The organism is Flavobacterium sp. N2270, assembly GCF_025947225.1.
In the GTDB taxonomy this organism is placed as follows: domain Bacteria; phylum Bacteroidota; class Bacteroidia; order Flavobacteriales; family Flavobacteriaceae; genus Flavobacterium.
This window is the reverse complement of sequence record NZ_CP110005.1, coordinates 1505625-1526034: the sequence shown is the minus strand read 5'-3', so window position 1 is coordinate 1526034 and position 20410 is coordinate 1505625. Positions and strand designations below refer to the sequence as shown.

The following is a 20410-nucleotide window of genomic DNA, read 5'->3' as shown; positions in this document are numbered from 1 at the left end:
TACTAAGTGGTAAAGATACAAAGTTGCAAAGGTTTTAATACATTTACAACTCAAAATTGTTATTAATGGAAATTTCTATTCGACCTTATAAAGAAACTGATGCTCAAGCTATTTTAGAAGTCATCAATTTTAATATTTTAAATTCTACTGCTTTGTATGATTATAACATAAGAACTTTAGAACAACAAACAGATATATTAAAAGAAAAAATAGATAAAAACTTTCCTGTAATTGTTGCTGTTTTAAATGAAAAAGTAGTTGGTTTTGGCTATTATAGTGAATTTCGTTTTAGAGAAGCTTACAAATATACTGTTGAACATTCTGTTTATGTCAATAAGGATTTCCAAGGAATGAAAATAGGTCATTTACTCATGGAAAAACTTATTCAATTAGCTAAAAAACAAAAACTTCACACTATGATTGCCGTTATAGATTCGGAAAATGAAAACAGCGTGAAGTTTCATGAAAAATACGGATTCAAAACCGTTGGAATCATTAAAGAATCGGGCTATAAATTTGACCGATGGTTAGATTCTGTTTTCATGCAATTGATTTTAAAATAATTATTTTCCTTCAATCCAATTGATAATTTTTTCATCTGTAGGTAAAGTTCTTGGCGAAATGATCATATCTAACTGACCTTCTTCGTTTAAAAGATATTTTTGAAAATTCCATTCTACTTCACTATCTGCAACTCCATTTTTAGCTTTTTGAGTTAAAAATTGATACACAGGATGCATTTCTTTTCCTTTAACCGAAATTTTATTCATCATAGGAAAACTTACACCATAATTACGCTCACAAAAAGTGGCAATTTCATCATTTGTTCCTGGTTCCTGACTCATAAAGTCATTTGCTGGAAAACCAATAATAACAAAGTTATCGTCTTTATACTTATCATAAATAGCTTGTAAATCTTTATATTGTGGAGTTAACCCACATTTTGAAGCTGTATTTACAACCATTATTTTTTTTCCTTTTAAAGAATTAAAATCAAAATCATTACCTTCTAAATCTTGTACTTTAAATTGATGAATAGAAGCTCTTTCCATTGTATTGTTATTTGTTACTAAATTTTTATTTAAACTCTCTTGTTGCTTACAACCTATAATAGTTAATGCAAATGCAAATAATCTAAAAATATTTTTCATTTTATATAATTTATTACCCAAAGTTAACTCATTTGAATTTCAAATTCTACTAAACAACTCTTAAATATCAATTAAATTATTTAATTTAGCCCAGAACAAAGTAATAAATATGTTTTTCTTAAGAACTTTAATTTCATTTTTAAAAGATGACGAATACAGAGATTTATTAATTACCACGATATTAATAATTTTCTCTGGAACTTTTGTTTATCACCATTTAGAAGGCTGGGGCTATATTGATTCTTTCTATTTTTCTGTAGTTACACTAACCACAATTGGATATGGTGATTTTTCTCCTCAAACAGATGAAGGAAAGCTCTTTACTGTTTTGTATATAGTTATAGGCATTGGAATGATTTTAAGTTTTATTAATACCATTCAGCATCATTACACTTATATGAAGCATAAAGAAAAAAGAGAAATATTAAAAAATAGAGCATTTAAAAGACCTGAAGATAATTTGAATGCTAGAATTGATAAAAAAATAGAAAAAATGATAGAAGAAAAAAAGGAGCATTAAGCTCCTTTTTTTTATTTATTATAATATTTTTTATATTTAAAATAAGAAATAACACTAAGTAAAATAACAGTTGCAACTGAATAATAAATAAAACTTGGTGTTACCACTTTATCTCCACTAGCATATGAATGTAACCCTGTTAAGTAAAAGTTTACTCCGAAATAGGTCATCAAAATAGAATAAAAAGCAAAAATACTCATAACGTTATAAATCCATTTACTTCTAAGCCCAGGAACAAAACGAGCATGAATTACAAAAGCATAAACCATAATACTTATTAAGGCCCAAGTTTCTTTTGGATCCCAGCCCCAATAACGCCCCCAACTTTCATTAGCCCATTGTCCGCCTAAAAAGTTCCCAATTGTAAGCATTACTAAACCAACAGTAATTGCCATTTCATTAATATAGCTAATTTCATCAATAGCTAATTTCATTTTTTCTTTATTTGATTCATTTGTAAAAATGATTAACAATAAAGCAACTAAACCTAATATCATTCCTAAAGTAAACGGCCCATAACTCGCAACAATAACTGCTACGTGAATCATTAACCAATACGAATTAAGTACAGGAACTAGGTTTGCAATTGCCGGATCCATCCAATTCCAATGAGCAATCATTAAAATCATTGAAGCTACAAATGCAGTTGAAGCAACTGTAAGTTGTGATTTCCTTCCAAATGCTAAACCAAAAAACATGGTTGCCCAACCCACATAAATCATACTTTCATAAGCATCACTCCATGGTGCGTGACCTGAGATATACCAACGTGCAATTAATCCTAAAGTATGAAGAATAAAGAAAAACCCAATTAAAACATGGAAAAACTTAACTGTATTTTTAACAAATACTGATTTTGTAAACAACTGAATTATTGTAAAAATCAGCATTAAAACACCAGCAATCATATACAAATAAAACAATCTTTTAAAAATATCGTACTTATTATAAGTAATTTCAGCTTTTACCTTACTATCCGAAGGCATTACATTAGCACCATACATTTTTTGATAGCGTTCTAAACCTACTAATAACGAATCTGGTGTATTATAGTTTTTGGTTTCAGTCGCTTTTGAAACAGCATCTAAATAATAAGGAATTAAATTTTTTATATTATCTAAGTCTGTACCTGTAGGTTCGTTTAATTCTAAAAAAGACACCCATTTATTCGTTTTATCATTTGGTACAGGATAAACTCTAAGAATTTGTCCGCTCAATGCATCATATAAAAGATTTACTTTTTTGTCAGTATCTATAAAGTCTTTTTCAAAATTACTTGGCACAATAGCTTTGAATGCTCTTTCTAAATAAGAGGATAACTTATAGTTCCCTTTTTCATCGAAGAAATCAGCTAATGCAGCATACTTTGCCTCTTTTTCAACTCCAACAATTTTTCTTAAACTATCATTTCCTCTTTTTAAATAAACAATTGGAATGGTATACCAATATCTTGGAAATTGCGTCATAGAAATAAAAACCTGATCGGCATTCATCCCTTCAAAAGTATCGCTCTTTGAAACTTTACGAAGTAATTCAGAAGAGAACGTATTTATAGGCTTCATTCTTCCGCCCGCATCTTGAATAATAGTATATCCAAATTTTGAAGCATGTTCTTCTGAAACTTTATATTTTTCAATTATTTCTTTTGCTTTTGCAGCATCATCTTCTGCATGGCTATGATTTTGTGAAAATCCGTTAAATGAAAACAAAAACAATAAAATTAATAAAGCTTCTTTTTTAGCTTTCACTTTATCTAATTTTCTTTTTAAATCACCAAAACGAGTATTTTTATCGAATAAAATAACCATTAAGGCAAAGTAAAGTAAAAAATAACCTATGTAAGTTATCCATGTACCTACAGCATCATGACTTACAGATAAAACAGTTCCTTTTTCATCTTGATCAAAAGAGGCTTGAAAAAACCTAAAACCTCCATAATCTAAAATATTATTCATAAAAACACTGTCTTTAAACGTTGTATTGTTTTCGGTATCAATAATTTCTAATTTACTTTTAAATGATGCATAACTTTTTTCGGTACCAGGATATTTATCGGCAATAAAATCATCAACTTTTATACTAAAAGGCAAAGTATATACTTTACTTCCAAAAAATAAAGAAAACTCTAAATCACCAAGTTTAACCGATTGTGGTGTTCCTTGTTTCCCTTTTGAACCAACAAGAGTTAGTGTTTCTTCTAAACCTTGACTTTTGACTTTTACAATTAAAGCATCATCCGTTTGCTTATCCTTATAATCATTATTTGATTTGTAAGTTATTGTTCCTTTTTCAGCAGGTTCTGGAAAAACAAACTGTGAACCTCCAATATTATACAACGAACGTAACATTAAGGGCTGAACAGAATCTTTTACAACATTTCCTTGCATTTTATCTGCCATGCGCATAAAAGTTCCTTCAAATGGAGTTTGAATTAAGTAAGCTCCGTCAACATTTGAAATATTTATTGCGCCTTCAGTAAATTTATTAAAAGCAAAAAGGACATTGTGAATATTTTGAACTTCACCTTCTTTTAAATAATGTTCGTGACGATTTCCATCGCCAGATTCGACCATTTTAAAATACTGAATTCCGTTTTCTGATGGCGTAATGGTTTCACTAGCATTCATAATAAAATCGACATATTCAATTTCAAATGGAATAGCATTAAATTCATTTTTAATTGAAAAGTCATTATCAGTAGCTTGAGAAAAATATTGATTATGCTCGAATGTTTTTCGTTTCATTTCGCCTTTGTACTCACCATCTACAAAAGTGGTTAGAAAAGTTTTGTCCGAATAAAAAACATTTTCAGTTGCCCCTTCTCTAATTGGCATTAATCCTTCATAACTAATATATCTAGTTACAAATGCACCTACTAGAATAAAAATAAAAGATAAATGAACTAAAAGCGTTGACCATTTTTCTTTTTTATACAATTGATATCTTTGAATATTTCCAAAAAAATTAATTACAAAAAACACCATAATAGTTTCAAACCACCATGCATTATAAATAAGTATTCTTGCTGTTTCAGTATTGTATTCACTTTCAATAAAAGTACCAAAAGCCATTGCAACTGCAAATCCAATAAATAAGACAGCCATTAAACGTGTAGAAAATAAGAAAGCGTATATTTTTTTATCCATTTGATTGTAGTAATAGTAAAACGGTTACAAATGTACTTAAAAAGAAAAACTTTTAAATAAGTTTAACAAAGCTTTACGCAATTTTAAGAATTGTAAAATTAATATAACATCTTTACTTCTTTTAAATCAAATTCCTTAATTGAATCATTTTCTAACATGATTTGAAGTTTTCCAAATTTGGAAACACCTTTAATAATCCCCATAAACTGATGATTATCAACATCTAAAAAAACAGAAGGAATATTTTTTTTAAATAAATTATTGTGATATTCATCCCAAAAATCTTTTTTAACATTATTTGTAATTTGAGCACAATGGATTTTTAATTGATAATGAATTTCTTCTAAAATTAAGTTTTTATCGAATTCCTTATTATTTAAAATGGCTAAAGAAGAAGCTTGAGGTAAATCTTCAAAATGCAATTGATTTATATTTAATCCAATACCTACAATTGAAACAATTTCATTATTGCCTTTAAAAATATTTTCAATTAATATGCCAGCTATTTTTTTTTGCTCTGACAAAATGTCGTTCGGCCATTTAATCGCTAAATTATTTATTTTAAATTTTTCAAGTGTTTTTATAATTGAAATAGAAACTAACGTATTTAAAACAAAAACAGAAGAAGCGTCTACAACAACATCTTTTATTAACATGCTAAAAGTTAGGTTTTTACCCGTTTCAGAATTCCAAACAGCACCAACTTGTCCTTTCCCTTTTGTTTGATTCTCTGTACAAACAATTGTAAAATTTTCTACATATTGATTCATAATCAACTCCTTTAAAAATGAGTTTGTAGATTCTATGGCATTGAGTTTGATAATATTCATTTAAGTAAAATAGCAAAGAAAAAATTTAATCTTTTGTTAAGGTTCAAAATTAAAGACAAAAAATGATAACTTTGCATAAACATAAAAAAATTAAATGAGTACTAAAAATATAAGTAACGACGATTTATTAGCAAATATCATAAAAGGAATTGAAGATGTAAAAGGAGCTGATATTGATATTTTAGATTTAAGAGGAATTGACAATACTGTTTGTGACTACTTTGTTTTATGCAACGGAAATTCAAACACACAAGTAAATGCCATTACAAATTCAATTCAAAAAGTAGTTTCTAAGGAATTAAAAGACAAACCTTGGCATGTAGAAGGCAGCGAAAATGGTGAATGGGTACTTATGGACTATGTAAATATAGTTGTACACGTTTTTCAAAAACACATTCGTGAGTATTACAACATTGAAAGTCTTTGGGGTGATGCAAAAATAACTTCTATTGAAAGTAAATACTAAAAAACATGTCAGATAATAAAAAAAATTCGAAGTTTAAACTTAGTCCTTGGGCTATTTACGGACTTATTATAGGTTTATTTTTACTTATCAATATATTCGGGAATGGCTTTGACTTTAATAGTCCTAAACAAACAACATTATCTAAATTTTATCAATATTTAGATTCAAATCAAGTTGAAAAAGTTGTTTTTTCAAATACTAAAGCCTCAATAATCTTAAAAAAAGAAGCTTTAACTACAAAAACACATTCTAAAGTTAAAGATGGTACTTTTGGAAAAATAAACGAAAAAGGACCTCATTATATCATTGAAATTGGAAATAGTGAACTATTTCAAAAAACACTAGAAGAAGCTAGACAAAAAGGATTAATTTCAGAATATGAAAAAGAACCAGAAAGTGCTTGGGGAGAAATAATATCATTGTTACTTCCTATAATACTTATAGTTGGACTTTGGGTATTCATGATGAGAAGAATGTCTGGTGGTTCTGGAGGCGGAGGCGGTCAAATATTTAGTATTGGTAAATCAAAAGCTAAATTATTTGATGAAAAAAATGATGTTAAAGTTACGTTTGAAAACGTAGCAGGACTTGAAGGTGCAAAAGAAGAGATTGAAGAAATTGTTGAATTCCTTAAAAATCCAGAAAAATATACATCAATTGGTGGTAAAATACCAAAAGGAGCATTACTAGTTGGACCTCCAGGAACCGGTAAAACATTATTAGCAAAAGCCGTTGCTGGCGAAGCAAAAGTTCCTTTCTTTTCTTTATCAGGATCAGATTTTGTTGAAATGTTCGTTGGTGTTGGTGCTTCTCGAGTAAGAGATTTATTCAAACAAGCCAAAGAAAAATCTCCTGCAATTATTTTTATTGATGAGATAGATGCAGTAGGTAGAGCCCGTGGTAAAAGCAACATGTCAGGCGGAAACGATGAAAGAGAAAACACATTAAACCAGTTATTAACTGAAATGGATGGTTTTGGAACAAATACAAATGTTATTGTACTAGCAGCAACAAATAGAGCTGATGTTTTAGACAAAGCATTAATGCGTGCAGGACGTTTTGATAGACAAATTTATGTTGATTTACCGGATGTTAGAGAACGTAAAGAAATTTTTGAAGTTCACTTAAAACCTATAAAAAAAGAAGAGGAATTAGATACCGAATTTTTGGCAAAACAAACACCTGGTTTTTCGGGAGCAGATATTGCTAATGTTTGTAACGAAGCAGCTCTAATTGCTGCTCGTAAAAATAAAAAAGCAGTAAACAAACAAGATTTCTTAGATGCTGTTGATAGAATTGTAGGTGGATTAGAAAAGAAAAATAAAATTGTTACTCCTGCAGAAAAAAGAGCGATTGCTATACACGAAGCAGGTCATGCAACTGTAAGTTGGATGCTTGAACATGCAGCACCACTTGTAAAAGTGACTATTGTTCCTAGAGGGCAAAGTCTTGGAGCAGCATGGTATTTACCAGAAGAACGTTTAATTGTTCATCCAGAGCAAATGTTAGATGAAATGTGTGCTACTATGGGAGGAAGAGCAGCTGAAAAAGTTATTTTCAATAAAATTTCAACCGGAGCTTTAAGTGATTTAGAAAAAGTTACAAAGCAAGCTCGCGCAATGGTAACTATTTATGGATTAAATGATAAATTAGGAAACGTTACTTATTACGACTCTTCAGGTCAAAGTGAATATAATTTTTCAAAACCTTATTCTGAAGAAACAGCTCGAATTATAGATAAAGAAATCTCTGAATTAATTGAAGGTCAATATGACAGAGCAATTCAACTTTTGGAAGAAAATAAAGATAAACTAAATCAATTAGCTGATATTTTAATTGAAAAAGAGGTAATATTTAAAGATGATTTAGAAGCAATATTTGGAGAAAGAACTTTCAATAAAGACATTGAAACTAATACTGAAGAATAACTAAATTCAGTTTATTTAACATTATTTAAAAAATCTTAGTCTTCTAATAAAAAGAACTAAGATTTTTTTTATCTTTGATGCTTACTATAATTTACCTACTAAAGATAAATGAGTCTTTTTAGAAAAATTTTTGGAAGCTCAAGTGAAACTTCAAATAGTGAAAAGGACAAAGAACAAAAAAGTCCTTACACTCCTGAGGTTAATTTACCTGTGGACGAAATGTTTACTCACCATTTTCAAAAAAATGGTGGCAAATTTATATATTGCGAAAACCTAGAAGAAGTTTCTGAAAATTTTTTAAATATTTTAGAAGAAAATGACTGGTTTGAATGTAATGTTTTATGTTATGAACCTGCGTTAAACCATTTGATTGAAGAGAACAAACTAGGCATTGTTAAAAACACTGATGAAGCCAATTTTTTCTTTTCAACTTGTGAAAGTTTAATTGCTGATGATGGTTCAATATTATTTTCTTCAAATCAACTAAAGCATAATAAGCCCAATGAACTTCCTATTAATATGGTAGTTTTCGCAACCACTAGCCAACTTGTTCCTAATAAAGGTGATGGAATGAGGCATATGAACAAAAAATATAACAGAGAGTACCCTACTAATATTACTACCATAAAATTCTTTGAAGAAGCAAAAGAGGAAGATTTTTTACATTATGGAAGTTGCCATAAAAACCTTTACTTACTTCTGTTAGAAGATTTATAGAGTATGAATGAAACATTAAAAAGAGCTCTTTCCGGAGCAGTTTATATAATTCTATTATTAAGCTGTATTTTATATTCTAAAGAAAGTTTAGCTATACTTTTTTCTATTTTATTAGTTTTTGGCGTTTATGAATTTGCAAAGATGACTTCTGTAAATTTTTATGCAGGAATAGTAATTGCAGGTTTTTCATATTATTTACTTTATAATGAATCTTACAATGTTTTAATTAACAATTGTATCACTATTTTTACTGTATTAATTTCAGCCAGACTTTTATATTTTTTATTTCAAAAAAAAGACAAAGAGTTTGACATTGTTACTCAATACTTAATTTTAATTGGTTATATAATTTTCCCTTTTATCTTAACGAATTATGTTCCAATAGGCCAAAAAGGCTATAATTCAGATATTCTTATTAGTATATTTATATTAATTTGGACAAATGATACTTTCGCTTATTTAGTTGGAAAGAATTTTGGAAAAAACAAACTATTCCCTTCTGTTTCTCCCAAAAAAACTATTGAAGGTTTTATTGGAGGACTACTATTTTCTGTAATTGGCGGAATATTATTGGCCAAATACTTCATAGAAGCTAAGTATGTTTATTTTTGGATTATAATTGCTATAATAGTAAGTATATTTAGTACTTTAGGAGACTTAATTGAGTCTAAACTAAAAAGAGTTGCTGGAGTTAAAGATAGTGGCACTATCATGCCCGGCCATGGCGGAATACTAGATCGATTAGATAGTATTATATTTGTAATTCCATTTATTAATTTGTTTTATTTAATTTTACGTTATGTTTCATAAAGAAGGTTCAAAAATAATTTTCATTACATTACTTTTAGTTGTTGGTGTAATTTTTTTAAGTGATGCTTTTATAACTATTATATGGTTAAAAAGTCTAATCTTACTTTTAGCTATATTCTTTTTAGTAATGGTTTTACAATTTTTCAGAAATCCAAAAAGAGAAATTGACAATAGTGATAACCACATACTTGCCCCTGTAGACGGAAAGGTTGTAGTAATTGAAGAAGTTTTTGAACCAGAATACTTTAAGGATAAAAGATTAATGGTTTCTATATTTATGTCTCCAATAAACGTACATGTTACCCGTTATGCTTTAAATGGAGTTGTAAAATATAGCAAATACCACCCTGGAAAATATTTAGTAGCATGGCACCCAAAAGCTAGTGAAGAAAACGAAAGAACTACTGTTGTTATAAATAACAGGGTCTACGGGGAAGTAATGTATCGTCAAATTGCAGGAGCTTTAGCAAGAAGAATTGTAAATTATGCCGAAGTAGGAATGAGAGCGATACAAGGTAAAGATGCTGGTTTTATTAAATTTGGATCAAGAGTTGACTTATATTTCCCTATTGGAACAGAAATTAATGTAAAGTTAAATGATGTTGCTGTAGGAGGAAAAACTGTAATCTCAAAGAAAAATTAATGACAAGAGAAGAGTTAGAAATATTATTTGATGAAGCATTTAGTAATGCTCAATTAATACCACAAGATTCTGTACCACAAGATTTACAGTTGGTTTTGTATGGCTTATATAAACAAGCAACTAGTGGAAATACTAAAAGTATGCATTTTCAAAACACTCAAGACATAAGAAATGCATTTAAACTTAATGCGTGGATGCAAGTAAAACATCTTAGTATTGAACAAGCAATGGAACAGTATATTGAAATCATTAATAATTTAATGAAAGAAAGAAATATATGAAAAATCATGTCTTAGTTATTGTATTTTCAATACTTTTTATTTCTTGTAAAAATGATAACAACCTAGTTGAAGTACAAATTCCTGAACCAGAAATTATCGATGAAAAAACTTCAAATTTTGGAAACCCAAATGACATAAAAACTGAAACCGGACCTTTTGAGTTAGTTCAACTAAAATACAAATTTGAAGATTTTTCGCCAAACTTAGATGGAAGAACAATGGAAACTCATTATTCTAAACATCTATTAAGTCATGCAAACAAATTAAACAAAATTGTAGCCGAAAACAAATGGTCGAAAAAAACAAAAATTGAAGACATTTTACTTAATTTAGATATAAATAATGCTGAATTAAGAAAAAGTGCAGGTGGTTACTATAATCATAATTTATTCTTTGAAAACTTAGCACCCAAATCTGACCTAAAACCAAGTGACACTTTAACAATGGCTATTGACAAACATTTTGGTTCGTTTGATGACTTTAAACAAAAATTTATTGCAACAGCATCAAACCTTAATGGTTCTGGATGGACATGGCTAATTCTTAATAAAAAAGGTGATTTAGAAATCGTTACAACTATAAATAATGACAACCCTTTAATGAAAGATGCTTTAATAAAAGGAACTCCTCTATTTAATATCGATACATGGGAACATGCCTATTATTTACAATATCAAAACAGAAAACTAGAATATCTAAAGAAAGTTTTTGAATTGTTAAACTGGGACTTAATCAGTAAAAAATACGAATCATTATAAATAAAAAAAGCTCTGAAATTTCAGAGCTTTTTTATTATAAATTTGTTGATGCAATTTTATTTCTCAAATTGTTTTAAAGTATTAACAATTATAGAAACACAATCTAATAATTGCTCTTCATTCATAACCAATGGTGGAGCAAAACGAATAATATTACCATGTGTTGGTTTCGCTAATAAACCATTATCTCGTAAAGCCATACAAATATTCCAAGCAGTTTCACTATCTTCAGTATCATTAATTACAACCGCATTTAAAAGACCTTTACCTCTTACTAATGTAGCAACAGAACTTGTTTCAATAAATTTAGCTAATTCTGAACGGAATAATTTCCCTAGTTTCTCAGCATTTTCTGCTAATTTTTCATCCTTAACCACATCTAAAGCAGCCATTGCAACAGCAGCAGCAATTGGGTTACCACCAAATGTTGAACCGTGTTGACCCGGTTTTATAACATTCATAACTTCATCATTAGCTAAAACTGCAGAAACTGGGTAAGCTCCACCAGAAAGCGCTTTTCCTAATATTAAAATATCAGGATGCACGTTTTCATGATCTACAGCTAATAATTGACCTGTTCTAGCAACTCCAGTTTGCACTTCATCTGCAATAAACAATACATTATTAGCTTCACATAACGCTTTAGCTTTAGCTAAATAACCTTCACTTGGCACATAAACTCCTGCTTCACCTTGAATAGGCTCAACTAAGAATCCTGCGATATTTTTTGAAGATGTAATTGCTTTCTCTAAAGCATCTAAATCATCATAAGCAATTTTAATAAATCCAGCTGTATAAGGACCAAAATTTTTACGTGCATTTTCATCATTTGAAAACGAAATAATGGTTGTTGTTCTTCCGTGGAAATTATTTTCGCAAACAATTATTTGTGCTTCATTTTCATTAATTCCTTTCTTTTCATAAGCCCATTTTCTACAAATCTTTAACGCTGTTTCAACCGCTTCGGCACCTGTATTCATAGGTAAAACCTTATCAAAGCCAAAATATTTTGTTATATATTCTTCGTAAACACCTAATTTATTGTTATAAAATGCTCTTGAAGTTAAAGTCAATGTTTTTGCTTGCTCCATCATTGCATTTACAATTTTTGGATGACAATGTCCCTGATTTACTGCTGAATAAGCCGATAAAAAATCGTAATATTTCTTACCTTCTACATCCCAAACATAAACACCTTCACCTTTACTTAAAACAACAGGGAGTGGGTGATAATTGTGTGCTCCGTACTTGTCTTCTAATTTAATTGCTTCAGCTGAACTCATTTTTTCTAAAACTGACATACTTTTTTATTTTTATTGATTTTGTAATCTCAATTCCTTCTTTTGGAGAGAAATCATCCTTGTTTTCACAAAAATACAAAATGAAAGCATTTTTATAAAGAAAAGAAAGTATTAATTTTTAATTTGTAAATCATTGTTTAAATATTACTATTAAATTATCAAAATAATCTTTTATATTTGAAATTCAAATGATTATGAACCAACTATGATAAAAAAAATACTATTAATACTTTTTTATTGTTTCAGTACTCTTACATGTTATGCTCAAACTTGGGAAATTACTCCAAACAATCAATTTGACTCTTTTTTTCAAGAAGCTTATACTACCTATCCGTCTATTCCAAGAGGAATCCTTGAATCTATAGCTTACACCAAAACACACATTCAACATATTGAACCAGAATATGGAATTCCAAGTTGTACCGGATTGCCTTATCATTTTGGAGTTATGGGTTTAGTTGAAAATGGAAAAAATTATTTTAGAAATTCGCTTGAAAAGGTAGCATCAATTTCAAAATATAGTGCAAAAGACATAAAAAACGATCCTAGAATTAACATTCTTGCTTTCGCGAAAGCATATAATGAATTGTTAGAAATTAATAATCTGAAAAACGAACCTATTCAAAAACAACTAAAGGTTATTGATGAATTATCTGAAATTCCAAATAACCAAAATACAGCTAATAATTTTGCTTTTGACACACAAGTCTATTCTATATTAAAAAATTTATTAGATCCGAAATTTCAAGAAGCTTATAATTTGCCAAAATATGAATTCAGTCTTGAAGAAGTTTTTGGTGCTGAAAATTTTAAAATATTAAACTCAACGAACGTTTTAATTAATAATGAAATAATAAACGGACAACGATATAATTCTAATTATAGTCGATTAGCTCCGCCGTGTAATGATGTCTCTGGAAGTTTTCCCTATACGGTTTTGTCAGCTGCTGCAGATCCTTCTAATTATAGCTCAAGAAGTGGAACCGCAATTACTCACGTTACAATTCATACGATGCAAGGTTCCTATGCTGGTGCTATTTCTTGGTTTCAAAATCCTTCAGCAAATGTTTCTGCTCATTATAATATGAGAGCTTCAGATGGACAAATTACTCAATCAGTTTGTGAAATTGATAAAGCTTGGCATGTTAGTAATTCAAACCCATACGCAGTTGGAATTGAACATGAAGGATACATTGACGATCCAACTTGGTATACAAATGTAATGTATCAAAAATCGGCAGTTTTGACCAAAGATATTGCAGCTAGAAATGGAATTCCAATTATTAGAACATATGATAAAAATGGTGATATTGGTGTAAATTCGATAAGTGATGGCTGTTTTAAAATAAAAGGACATCAGCATTTCCCATCACAAACACACGTTGATCCAGGACCTTATTGGGATTGGAACAGGTATTACGATTTAATTAATGATGCTGTAAGTGCAACTTCGATAACTTACACAGCTTGTAGCGGAACTATTTATGATTCTGGAGGTTCAACTGGAAATTATGGAAATGACGAACGTATTTTTTATAAAATTCAACCAACAGGTGCAACAAGTGTAACCTTAAATTTCACTTCCTTAAATTTAGAAACAAATTATGATTATTTATACATCTACGATGGAGATTCTCACAATGATCCATTACTAACTGTATTAAACGGTACAACACTACCTCCAAGTATTACAGCTAATAGTGGAAAAATGCTACTTGAGTTTAGAACAGATTGTGCGACAGTAGCATCTGGATGGGTTGCTAATTATTCATGTAACTCTAATACAGTAGCTTGCGAAATGCCAACAGGATTGAACGAAAGCAACATGAATCATAATAGTGTACAATTAAATTGGAATACTGTTACAGGCGCATTGAGTTATGAAATATCATTTAAACAAACTTTAGAGTCTACTCCTACTATTTATACTTCAACTACTAATAGTAAAGTTATTTCTGGTTTAGCTGCTGGTGGACAATACATTTGGACTGTAAAATCTGTTTGTGGTGCTGGTGTCAAATCAATAGCTAATTCAAATGAGTTTACAAATTCTAGCACTATAACCAATATTGTTGACACAAATTGCTCTGGAACTTTTACCGATACTGGAGGAATTTTAGGAGGTTATACGAATAACGAAAACTATACTTATACTATTTCACCAACTGGTGCTTCATCAGTTACATTATCGTTTAGTGCTTTTAATATTGAAAACAATTACGACTTCATTCGCATATATGATGGTCCAACAACAGCTTCTACTCTACTTGGAACATACACCAATACAAACACACCTCCAAATATCACTTCTTCTGGAGGAAGTTTAACAATTAAATTTACTTCTGATAATGCTACAACAAAATCGGGTTGGGTAGCTAATTGGACATGTGCTTCGTCTTGCAGTTTACCAAGTACTCCAACATTATCTTTAAGTCCAACAACAATTTGTTCAGGAGAATCGAGTACACTTACAATTACAGGAAATTTAAATGATGCTACGCAATGGAATGTTTATTCTGGTTCATGTGGAGGAACTTTAGTCGGTTCAACGGCTAGTTCTACTTTTAGTATTAACCCAACAAGTACGACTACCTATTATGTTCGAGGAAATGGCGGTTGTGTTTCAGGAGGAAGTTGCGCTTCAATTACACTTAATGTAACAACCGCTCCGGAAATTAATATTTCTGGAAACGGAACTTCAATTCTAAGTGGAGACTCAACACCTGCATTAATTGATGATACTGATTTTGGCCTAATCAACAGTACAACAATCACCAAAACATATACTATTGATAATATAAATGGTTATGCTGACTTAAATATTAGTTCAATTGTAGTTTCTGGGACAAATGCTAGTAATTTCACAGTTGGAAACATCACTTTGCCAAAAATAATCGCAGTTGGAAACTCAACCACATTTACAGTTACATTTACTCCAACAGACATTGGTTCTAGAACAGCAATTATTACTGTTAATAATAATGATTGTGATGAAAGCGCATATAGTTTTACTGTTTTAGCCAATCTAAATTGTGGCGATATTACAACCACTTGGAACGGTTCTAGTTGGAATAACGGAAATCCTGCACTTACAAAAGCAATTATTTTTAGTGGAAATTATTCTTCAACTGGAAGTATATTAGGTTGTTCTGCAACATTAACATCTAATGCTCAAGTTACAATTAACACCAATCATACTTTGATTTTGAATGATGCTATTACAGTTAATTCAGGTTCATTATTAACAATTGAAAATAACGGAGCCTTGCGTCAAGTAAACGATGTAGCCAATTCTGGAAATACAATAGTAAAAAGAAATTCAACTCCAATGGTTCGTTTGGATTATACCGCTTGGTCATCTCCTGTTTTAAATCAAGAATTACAAGCTTTTTCACCTAATACGTTATCGAATAGATTTTACGAATATTTGTACACCGGAACAACAACTGCAACCGCTTATCAAACAGTTAATTCTTCTAATAATTTTGAATCAGGAAAAGGATATTTAATTAGAGTCGCTAATAATTGGTCAACATCTACTCCAACAACTTATAACGGACAATTTAATGGTGTTCCTGCAAACGGAACTATGAATATTCCTGTTGGAATAGGCTATAATTTATTAGGTAATCCATATGCTTCACCAATAAGTGGAAACTCGTTTTTAGGGCAAAACCCTTCAATAAACGCATTGTACTTTTGGACACATACAGTGGCTGCTTCTGGCGGAACTTATCCTGCAAACAACTTTGCTTCTTATACCACTTTAGGCGGAACAGCAGCCGCAGCTGGAGGTTTAATTCCTAATGGAACAATTAATACAGGGCAAGGTTTTTACATAAATAAATCAACTGCTGGAAATGCTTTGTTTAAAAATAACCAAAGAGTGAATGCTGCAACAAGTTCGCAATTTTTTAGAACTATTGAAGAGCCTGAAACACATCGTTTTTGGTTAAATTTAAATGATGACACAACCAATTACAATCAAATTCTTATTGGTTATACCGAAAATGCTAGTCATGGTATTGATGCACAAATTGATGGTGAAGTATTAGATAAAAGTCAGTCGTATTTGTTTAATATAATTAATGATGATGAATATGTAATTCAAGGTAGAGGTTTGCCTTTTTCAGATGAAGATATTGTTCCTTTAGGAATTGAAATCAAATCTTCTGGAAACTATTCAATTGCTTTTGAAAATGCAGATGGTTTATTTTCTAATCAAGAAATATATTTAAAAGACAATCAAACAAATACAATTCACAATATTAAAGAAAATACGTATTCTTTTTATTCTGTTTCAGGCAATACAACAAATCGCTTTGAAATAGTTTATAAAAATGTAGTTTTAGGAAATGAAGATTTTGAATTGAATCAACTTCAAGTTTATTCTGCAAATGAAATTATTTCAGTTCATTCAAAAAACGAAACAATTAAAGAAATAATTGTATTTGATATTATTGGTAGAGTGTTATTTCATAAAAAGAATGTTGATTCAAATACATTTGAAATTCGAAATCTAACAACTCAAAACCAAACTCTTTTAGTAAAAGTAACAAGCAGTTCCAATAAAGAAAAAACGGTAAAAATTATGCACTAAAACAAAAATCCGGAAGCAATTACTTCCGGATTTTTTTATACTCTTTCGTTGTACATTTCCAATAACTTCGTAACTGTGTTCCAATTTCGAATGGTTGCCGTAACGCTTAGTTTCTTTTCTATATATTTTTGATCAAACTTAGTCTTCCCTGCTCCTATGGCATATTTTATAAAAATTCTTGGTCCGTCTATTTGTGCTGCATCAGGTTTAACCATGCTCATTTTTAAATCATTTATAGAACCATCTGCCAATTCTTTTGAAATAAAAGCCACATATAATTTCTTCGTATCTGCTTCAGGTTCCTTTAAAAATTGATTGTTTTTAAAACAAGCTTCTAAATCTGCTTTTCCTATTACAACCGTTGGAACTTCATGACCAAAAGTTTTAAAAATTTCTTGTTTAATTTTAAAACCAACACTTGGTGCGTTTTCTTCATCTGTATCAACAAATACATTTCCCGATTGAATATATGTTTGCACGTTTAAAAATCCGATATTTTCTAGGGCTTTCTTAAGCACATCCATTTTCATCATATTGTGTCCAGAAACATTTATTCCGCGAAGTAAAACCAAGTGTGTAAACATGTGTTTGTGTAAATTTGCCATAAAAGTAAAATAATTTATTAAAAACAACTAACAATCCTTATTTTTGCGTCATGGGAAAGAGAAGAACAGAAAAAATCGTTTTTGAAAACGTAGAAGTCCTAGACGCAGGAGCGAAAGGCGTATCGGTGGCAAAAGCACCTGACGGAAAGGTAATATTTTTACCAAATGTGGTACCTGGTGATGTAGTTGATATACAAACTTTAAAGAAACGCAAAGCCTATTACGAAGGCAAAGCAATAAAAATTCACTCAAAATCTAAACATAGAATTGAACCTGTATGTGAGCATTTTGGTGTTTGTGGGGGTTGTAAATGGCAAAACATGAATTACAACCAACAATTATTTTATAAAAATCAGGAAGTTCAAAATAATTTGAAACGAATTGGTAAAATTGAATTGCCTGAATTTGAAGAAATTTTAGGTTCGAAAGAACAATTTTTCTACAGAAATAAAATGGAATTCGGTTTTTCTAACGCACGTTGGATGACTGATGAAGAAATTCAATCGGGAAAAGAATTTGATAATAAAAATGCGCTTGGTTTTCATATTCCAAGAATGTGGGATAAAATTTTAGATATTGAAAAATGTCACTTACAACAAGATCCTTCAAATGCCATTAGAAATGAAGTTCGTTCTTTTGCTAATGAACATAATTTAACATTTTTTAATCCAAGAGAACACAGCGGTTTATTGCGAACATTGATGATTCGTACAGCTTCAACTGGAGAAATCATGGTGTTAATTCAGTTTTTTGAAAACGATAAGAAAAATATTGAATTAATCTTAAATCATTTAGGTGAAAAATTCCCTGCTATAACTTCATTATTATATGTGGTAAATAGCAAACCTAATGATACCATTTACGACCAAGAAGTAGTTTTATTTAAAGGTCGCGAATACATTTTAGAAGAAATGGAAGGTTTACATTTTAGTGTAAATGCTAAATCTTTTTACCAAACCAATTCTGACCAAGCATATGAATTATACAAAATAACTAGAGAATTTGCTGGATTAACTGGAAATGAACTGGTTTATGATTTATATACTGGAACTGGAACAATTGCTCAGTTCGTTTCTAAACAAGCTAAAAAAGTAATTGGAGTTGAAGCAGTTCCTGACGCTATTAAAGATGCAAAAGCAAATGCAGTTCGCAATAATATTACCAATTGTGAGTTCTTTGTTGGTGATATGAAAAATGTATTTAATGACGAATTTATAGCACAACACGGACAACCAGATATTATTATTACCGATCCTCCAAGAGATGGAATGCATAAAGATGTTGTTGCCCAAATTTTAAAAATAGCTCCCGAAAAAGTAGTTTATGTAAGTTGTAACAGTGCTACACAAGCGCGTGATTTGGCTTTAATGGACGAAAGATACAAAGTAACTCGTGTGCGCCCTGTAGATATGTTTCCGCAAACGCACCATGTTGAAAATGTTGTACTTTTGGAAAAAAGAAAATAAATTGGATATGAAAAAATATTTCATTCTTACATTCATAACTCTATTTGCTTTTTCATTTTGGAATTGCGAAAAAGATGATATTTGTTCAGACAGCACTCCAACTACTCCAAGAGTTGTAATTGAATTTTACGATGCTTCAGACCCAACTGAGTTAAAAACCGTTACTAATTTAGGGATTATTGCTCCTGGTTTTACAGATGGTTTTGGCTTTAATGGAGTTAGTATAGCTACAGCACCATTAAAAACTACAAACGACACAACAACACTTCAATTTATTGAAAATGGTAGTGATACTGATACAGGAAATGATAATATAGATGAAATAATTTTCAACTATACACGTCAAGAAATATATGTATCAAGAGCTTGCGGTTACAAAACTAACTTCACACTTGACGCTACAACTGGAGTTGTTTTAACAACTGATGCTGATAATTGGATACAAAGTATAACTATTGAACAACCTTCTATTGAAAACGAAAATGAAACACATATTAAAATATACTTTTAGTCTTTTTATTGTATTGTTTTCAATAATTGGAAATGCTCAAACAAAAGACACAACAAAGATTGCTCAACGATATGGTTTGCGTGTTGGTATTGATTTACATCGATTATCTAAATCGTTTTATGATAAAGATTATCAAGGCTTAGAAATTGTGGGTGATTACAGAATATCTAAAAAATTCTATATCGCTGGAGAATTAGGTAATGAAGATAAAACAACTGATGACGATAGGTTTAACTTTACTTCAAAAGGAACATATTTTAAAGTTGGTTTTGATTATAATGCTTATGAAAACTGGTTAGACATGGAAAACATGATTTATGCAGGTATGCGATTTGGAATTAGTAGTTTTAGCCAGACTTTAAACACGTATACTATTTATGATTCAACAAATTATTATGGAGAAAACACAATTGTTTCTGGCGAAAATTTTAATGGACTAACAGCAAGTTGGCTAGAAGTTGTAGGTGGTGTTAAAGCAAAAATTGTAAATAATTTTTATTTAGGTTTTTCTGTTCGAATAAATTACTTAGTTTCAAACAAAAAACCTGATAATTTTGATAATTTATACATTCCAGGTTTTAATAGAACCTATGATGGAAAATTTGGAGCAGGTTTCAACTATACATTAAGTTACATGATTCCTATTTATAAGAAGAAATAAAAAAAAGAGCCTAAAT

General features: G+C 30.0%; 18 protein-coding genes. 13 read left to right on the top strand and 5 right to left on the bottom strand.

The genetic code is table 11. From position 1 onward, the window contains the following. Nucleotides 1–65: 65 nt before the first annotated feature. Nucleotides 66–563, top strand: coding sequence for a GNAT family N-acetyltransferase (locus tag OLM55_RS07110; RefSeq protein WP_264558220.1), 498 nt, complete (start codon nucleotides 66–68; stop codon nucleotides 561–563). On the opposite strand, the gene OLM55_RS07105 is transcribed toward OLM55_RS07110, so the two are convergent. Then, nucleotides 564–1151: a glutathione peroxidase gene (locus OLM55_RS07105; RefSeq protein WP_264558219.1), complete on the bottom strand. Its 588-nt coding sequence runs from the start codon at nucleotides 1149–1151 to the stop codon at nucleotides 564–566. It lies immediately after the preceding gene. Nucleotides 1152–1260: 109 nt separating this feature from the next. Between OLM55_RS07105 and OLM55_RS07100 the strand changes: the two genes are divergently transcribed. Next, nucleotides 1261–1671, top strand: coding sequence for a potassium channel family protein (locus tag OLM55_RS07100; RefSeq protein WP_264558218.1), 411 nt, complete (start codon nucleotides 1261–1263; stop codon nucleotides 1669–1671). A gap of 11 nt (nucleotides 1672–1682) precedes the next feature. Here OLM55_RS07100 and ccsA read toward each other — a convergent pair whose 3' ends face one another. Then, nucleotides 1683–4817, bottom strand: coding sequence for a cytochrome c biogenesis protein CcsA (gene ccsA / locus OLM55_RS07095; protein WP_264558217.1), 3135 nt, complete (start codon nucleotides 4815–4817; stop codon nucleotides 1683–1685). 98 nt (nucleotides 4818–4915) lie between these two features. Continuing rightward, the gene (locus OLM55_RS07090; protein ID WP_264558216.1) at nucleotides 4916–5647 is read right to left on the bottom strand and encodes a biotin--[acetyl-CoA-carboxylase] ligase; all 732 of its coding nucleotides are present in this window, start codon (nucleotides 5645–5647) and stop codon (nucleotides 4916–4918) included. 94 nt (nucleotides 5648–5741) lie between these two features. On the opposite strand from OLM55_RS07090, the gene rsfS reads away from it, so the two are divergent. The 7 genes from rsfS (at nucleotide 5742) to OLM55_RS07055 (ending at nucleotide 11250) form a co-directional block, all read left to right on the top strand. Continuing rightward, a complete protein-coding gene (gene rsfS, locus OLM55_RS07085) occupies nucleotides 5742–6113 on the top strand; it encodes a ribosome silencing factor (protein WP_264558215.1) in 372 nt (123 codons plus the stop codon). 5 nt (nucleotides 6114–6118) lie between these two features. Next, nucleotides 6119–8041, top strand: coding sequence for an ATP-dependent zinc metalloprotease FtsH (ftsH, locus tag OLM55_RS07080; protein WP_264558214.1), 1923 nt, complete (start codon nucleotides 6119–6121; stop codon nucleotides 8039–8041). A 108-nt stretch (nucleotides 8042–8149) separates the two neighbouring features. Next, a complete protein-coding gene (locus OLM55_RS07075; RefSeq protein ID WP_264558213.1) occupies nucleotides 8150–8758 on the top strand; it encodes a lactate utilization protein in 609 nt (202 codons plus the stop codon). A gap of 3 nt (nucleotides 8759–8761) precedes the next feature. Further along, nucleotides 8762–9568, top strand: coding sequence for a phosphatidate cytidylyltransferase (locus tag OLM55_RS07070; RefSeq protein ID WP_264558212.1), 807 nt, complete (start codon nucleotides 8762–8764; stop codon nucleotides 9566–9568). Next, nucleotides 9558–10211, top strand: a complete 654-nt coding sequence (locus OLM55_RS07065; protein ID WP_264558211.1) for a phosphatidylserine decarboxylase family protein — start codon at nucleotides 9558–9560, stop codon at nucleotides 10209–10211. The genes OLM55_RS07070 and OLM55_RS07065 overlap by 11 nt, the downstream gene beginning before the upstream one ends. Further along, on the top strand, nucleotides 10211–10492 hold the full coding sequence (locus OLM55_RS07060; protein ID WP_264558210.1) for an acyl-CoA-binding protein: 282 nt from the start codon (nucleotides 10211–10213) through the stop codon (nucleotides 10490–10492). The genes OLM55_RS07065 and OLM55_RS07060 overlap by 1 nt, the downstream gene beginning before the upstream one ends. Continuing rightward, nucleotides 10489–11250 (top strand): superoxide dismutase, encoded by a 762-nt coding sequence (locus tag OLM55_RS07055; protein ID WP_264558209.1) that lies wholly within the window; start codon nucleotides 10489–10491, stop codon nucleotides 11248–11250. Before OLM55_RS07060 ends, OLM55_RS07055 begins: the two co-directional genes overlap by 4 nt. Nucleotides 11251–11306: 56 nt before the next feature. Here OLM55_RS07055 and rocD read toward each other — a convergent pair whose 3' ends face one another. After that, a complete protein-coding gene (gene rocD, locus OLM55_RS07050) occupies nucleotides 11307–12551 on the bottom strand; it encodes an ornithine--oxo-acid transaminase (RefSeq protein ID WP_264558208.1) in 1245 nt (414 codons plus the stop codon). Nucleotides 12552–12756: 205 nt separating this feature from the next. Between rocD and OLM55_RS07045 the strand changes: the two genes are divergently transcribed. Further along, nucleotides 12757–17151 carry a CUB domain-containing protein gene (locus tag OLM55_RS07045; RefSeq protein WP_264558207.1) on the top strand — a complete coding sequence of 1465 codons (4395 nt, stop codon included), beginning with the start codon at nucleotides 12757–12759 and terminating at the stop codon, nucleotides 17149–17151. 35 nt (nucleotides 17152–17186) lie between these two features. Here the strand turns inward: OLM55_RS07045 and OLM55_RS07040 are convergent, their stop codons facing one another. After that, nucleotides 17187–17735 carry a DUF1697 domain-containing protein gene (locus tag OLM55_RS07040; protein WP_264560608.1) on the bottom strand — a complete coding sequence of 183 codons (549 nt, stop codon included), beginning with the start codon at nucleotides 17733–17735 and terminating at the stop codon, nucleotides 17187–17189. A 71-nt stretch (nucleotides 17736–17806) separates the two neighbouring features. Between OLM55_RS07040 and rlmD the strand changes: the two genes are divergently transcribed. The 3 genes from rlmD to OLM55_RS07025 are packed head-to-tail and all read left to right on the top strand — an operon-like array spanning nucleotide 17807 to nucleotide 20394. After that, entirely contained in the window at nucleotides 17807–19222 is a 1416-nt protein-coding gene (rlmD, locus tag OLM55_RS07035) for a 23S rRNA (uracil(1939)-C(5))-methyltransferase RlmD (protein WP_264558206.1), read from the top strand. A gap of 7 nt (nucleotides 19223–19229) precedes the next feature. Then, nucleotides 19230–19733 carry a DUF6452 family protein gene (locus OLM55_RS07030; RefSeq protein WP_264558205.1) on the top strand — a complete coding sequence of 168 codons (504 nt, stop codon included), beginning with the start codon at nucleotides 19230–19232 and terminating at the stop codon, nucleotides 19731–19733. Further along, nucleotides 19705–20394, top strand: a complete 690-nt coding sequence (locus OLM55_RS07025) for a DUF6048 family protein (protein WP_264558204.1) — start codon at nucleotides 19705–19707, stop codon at nucleotides 20392–20394. The genes OLM55_RS07030 and OLM55_RS07025 overlap by 29 nt, the downstream gene beginning before the upstream one ends. The last annotated feature ends 16 nt before the right edge of the window (nucleotides 20395–20410 follow it).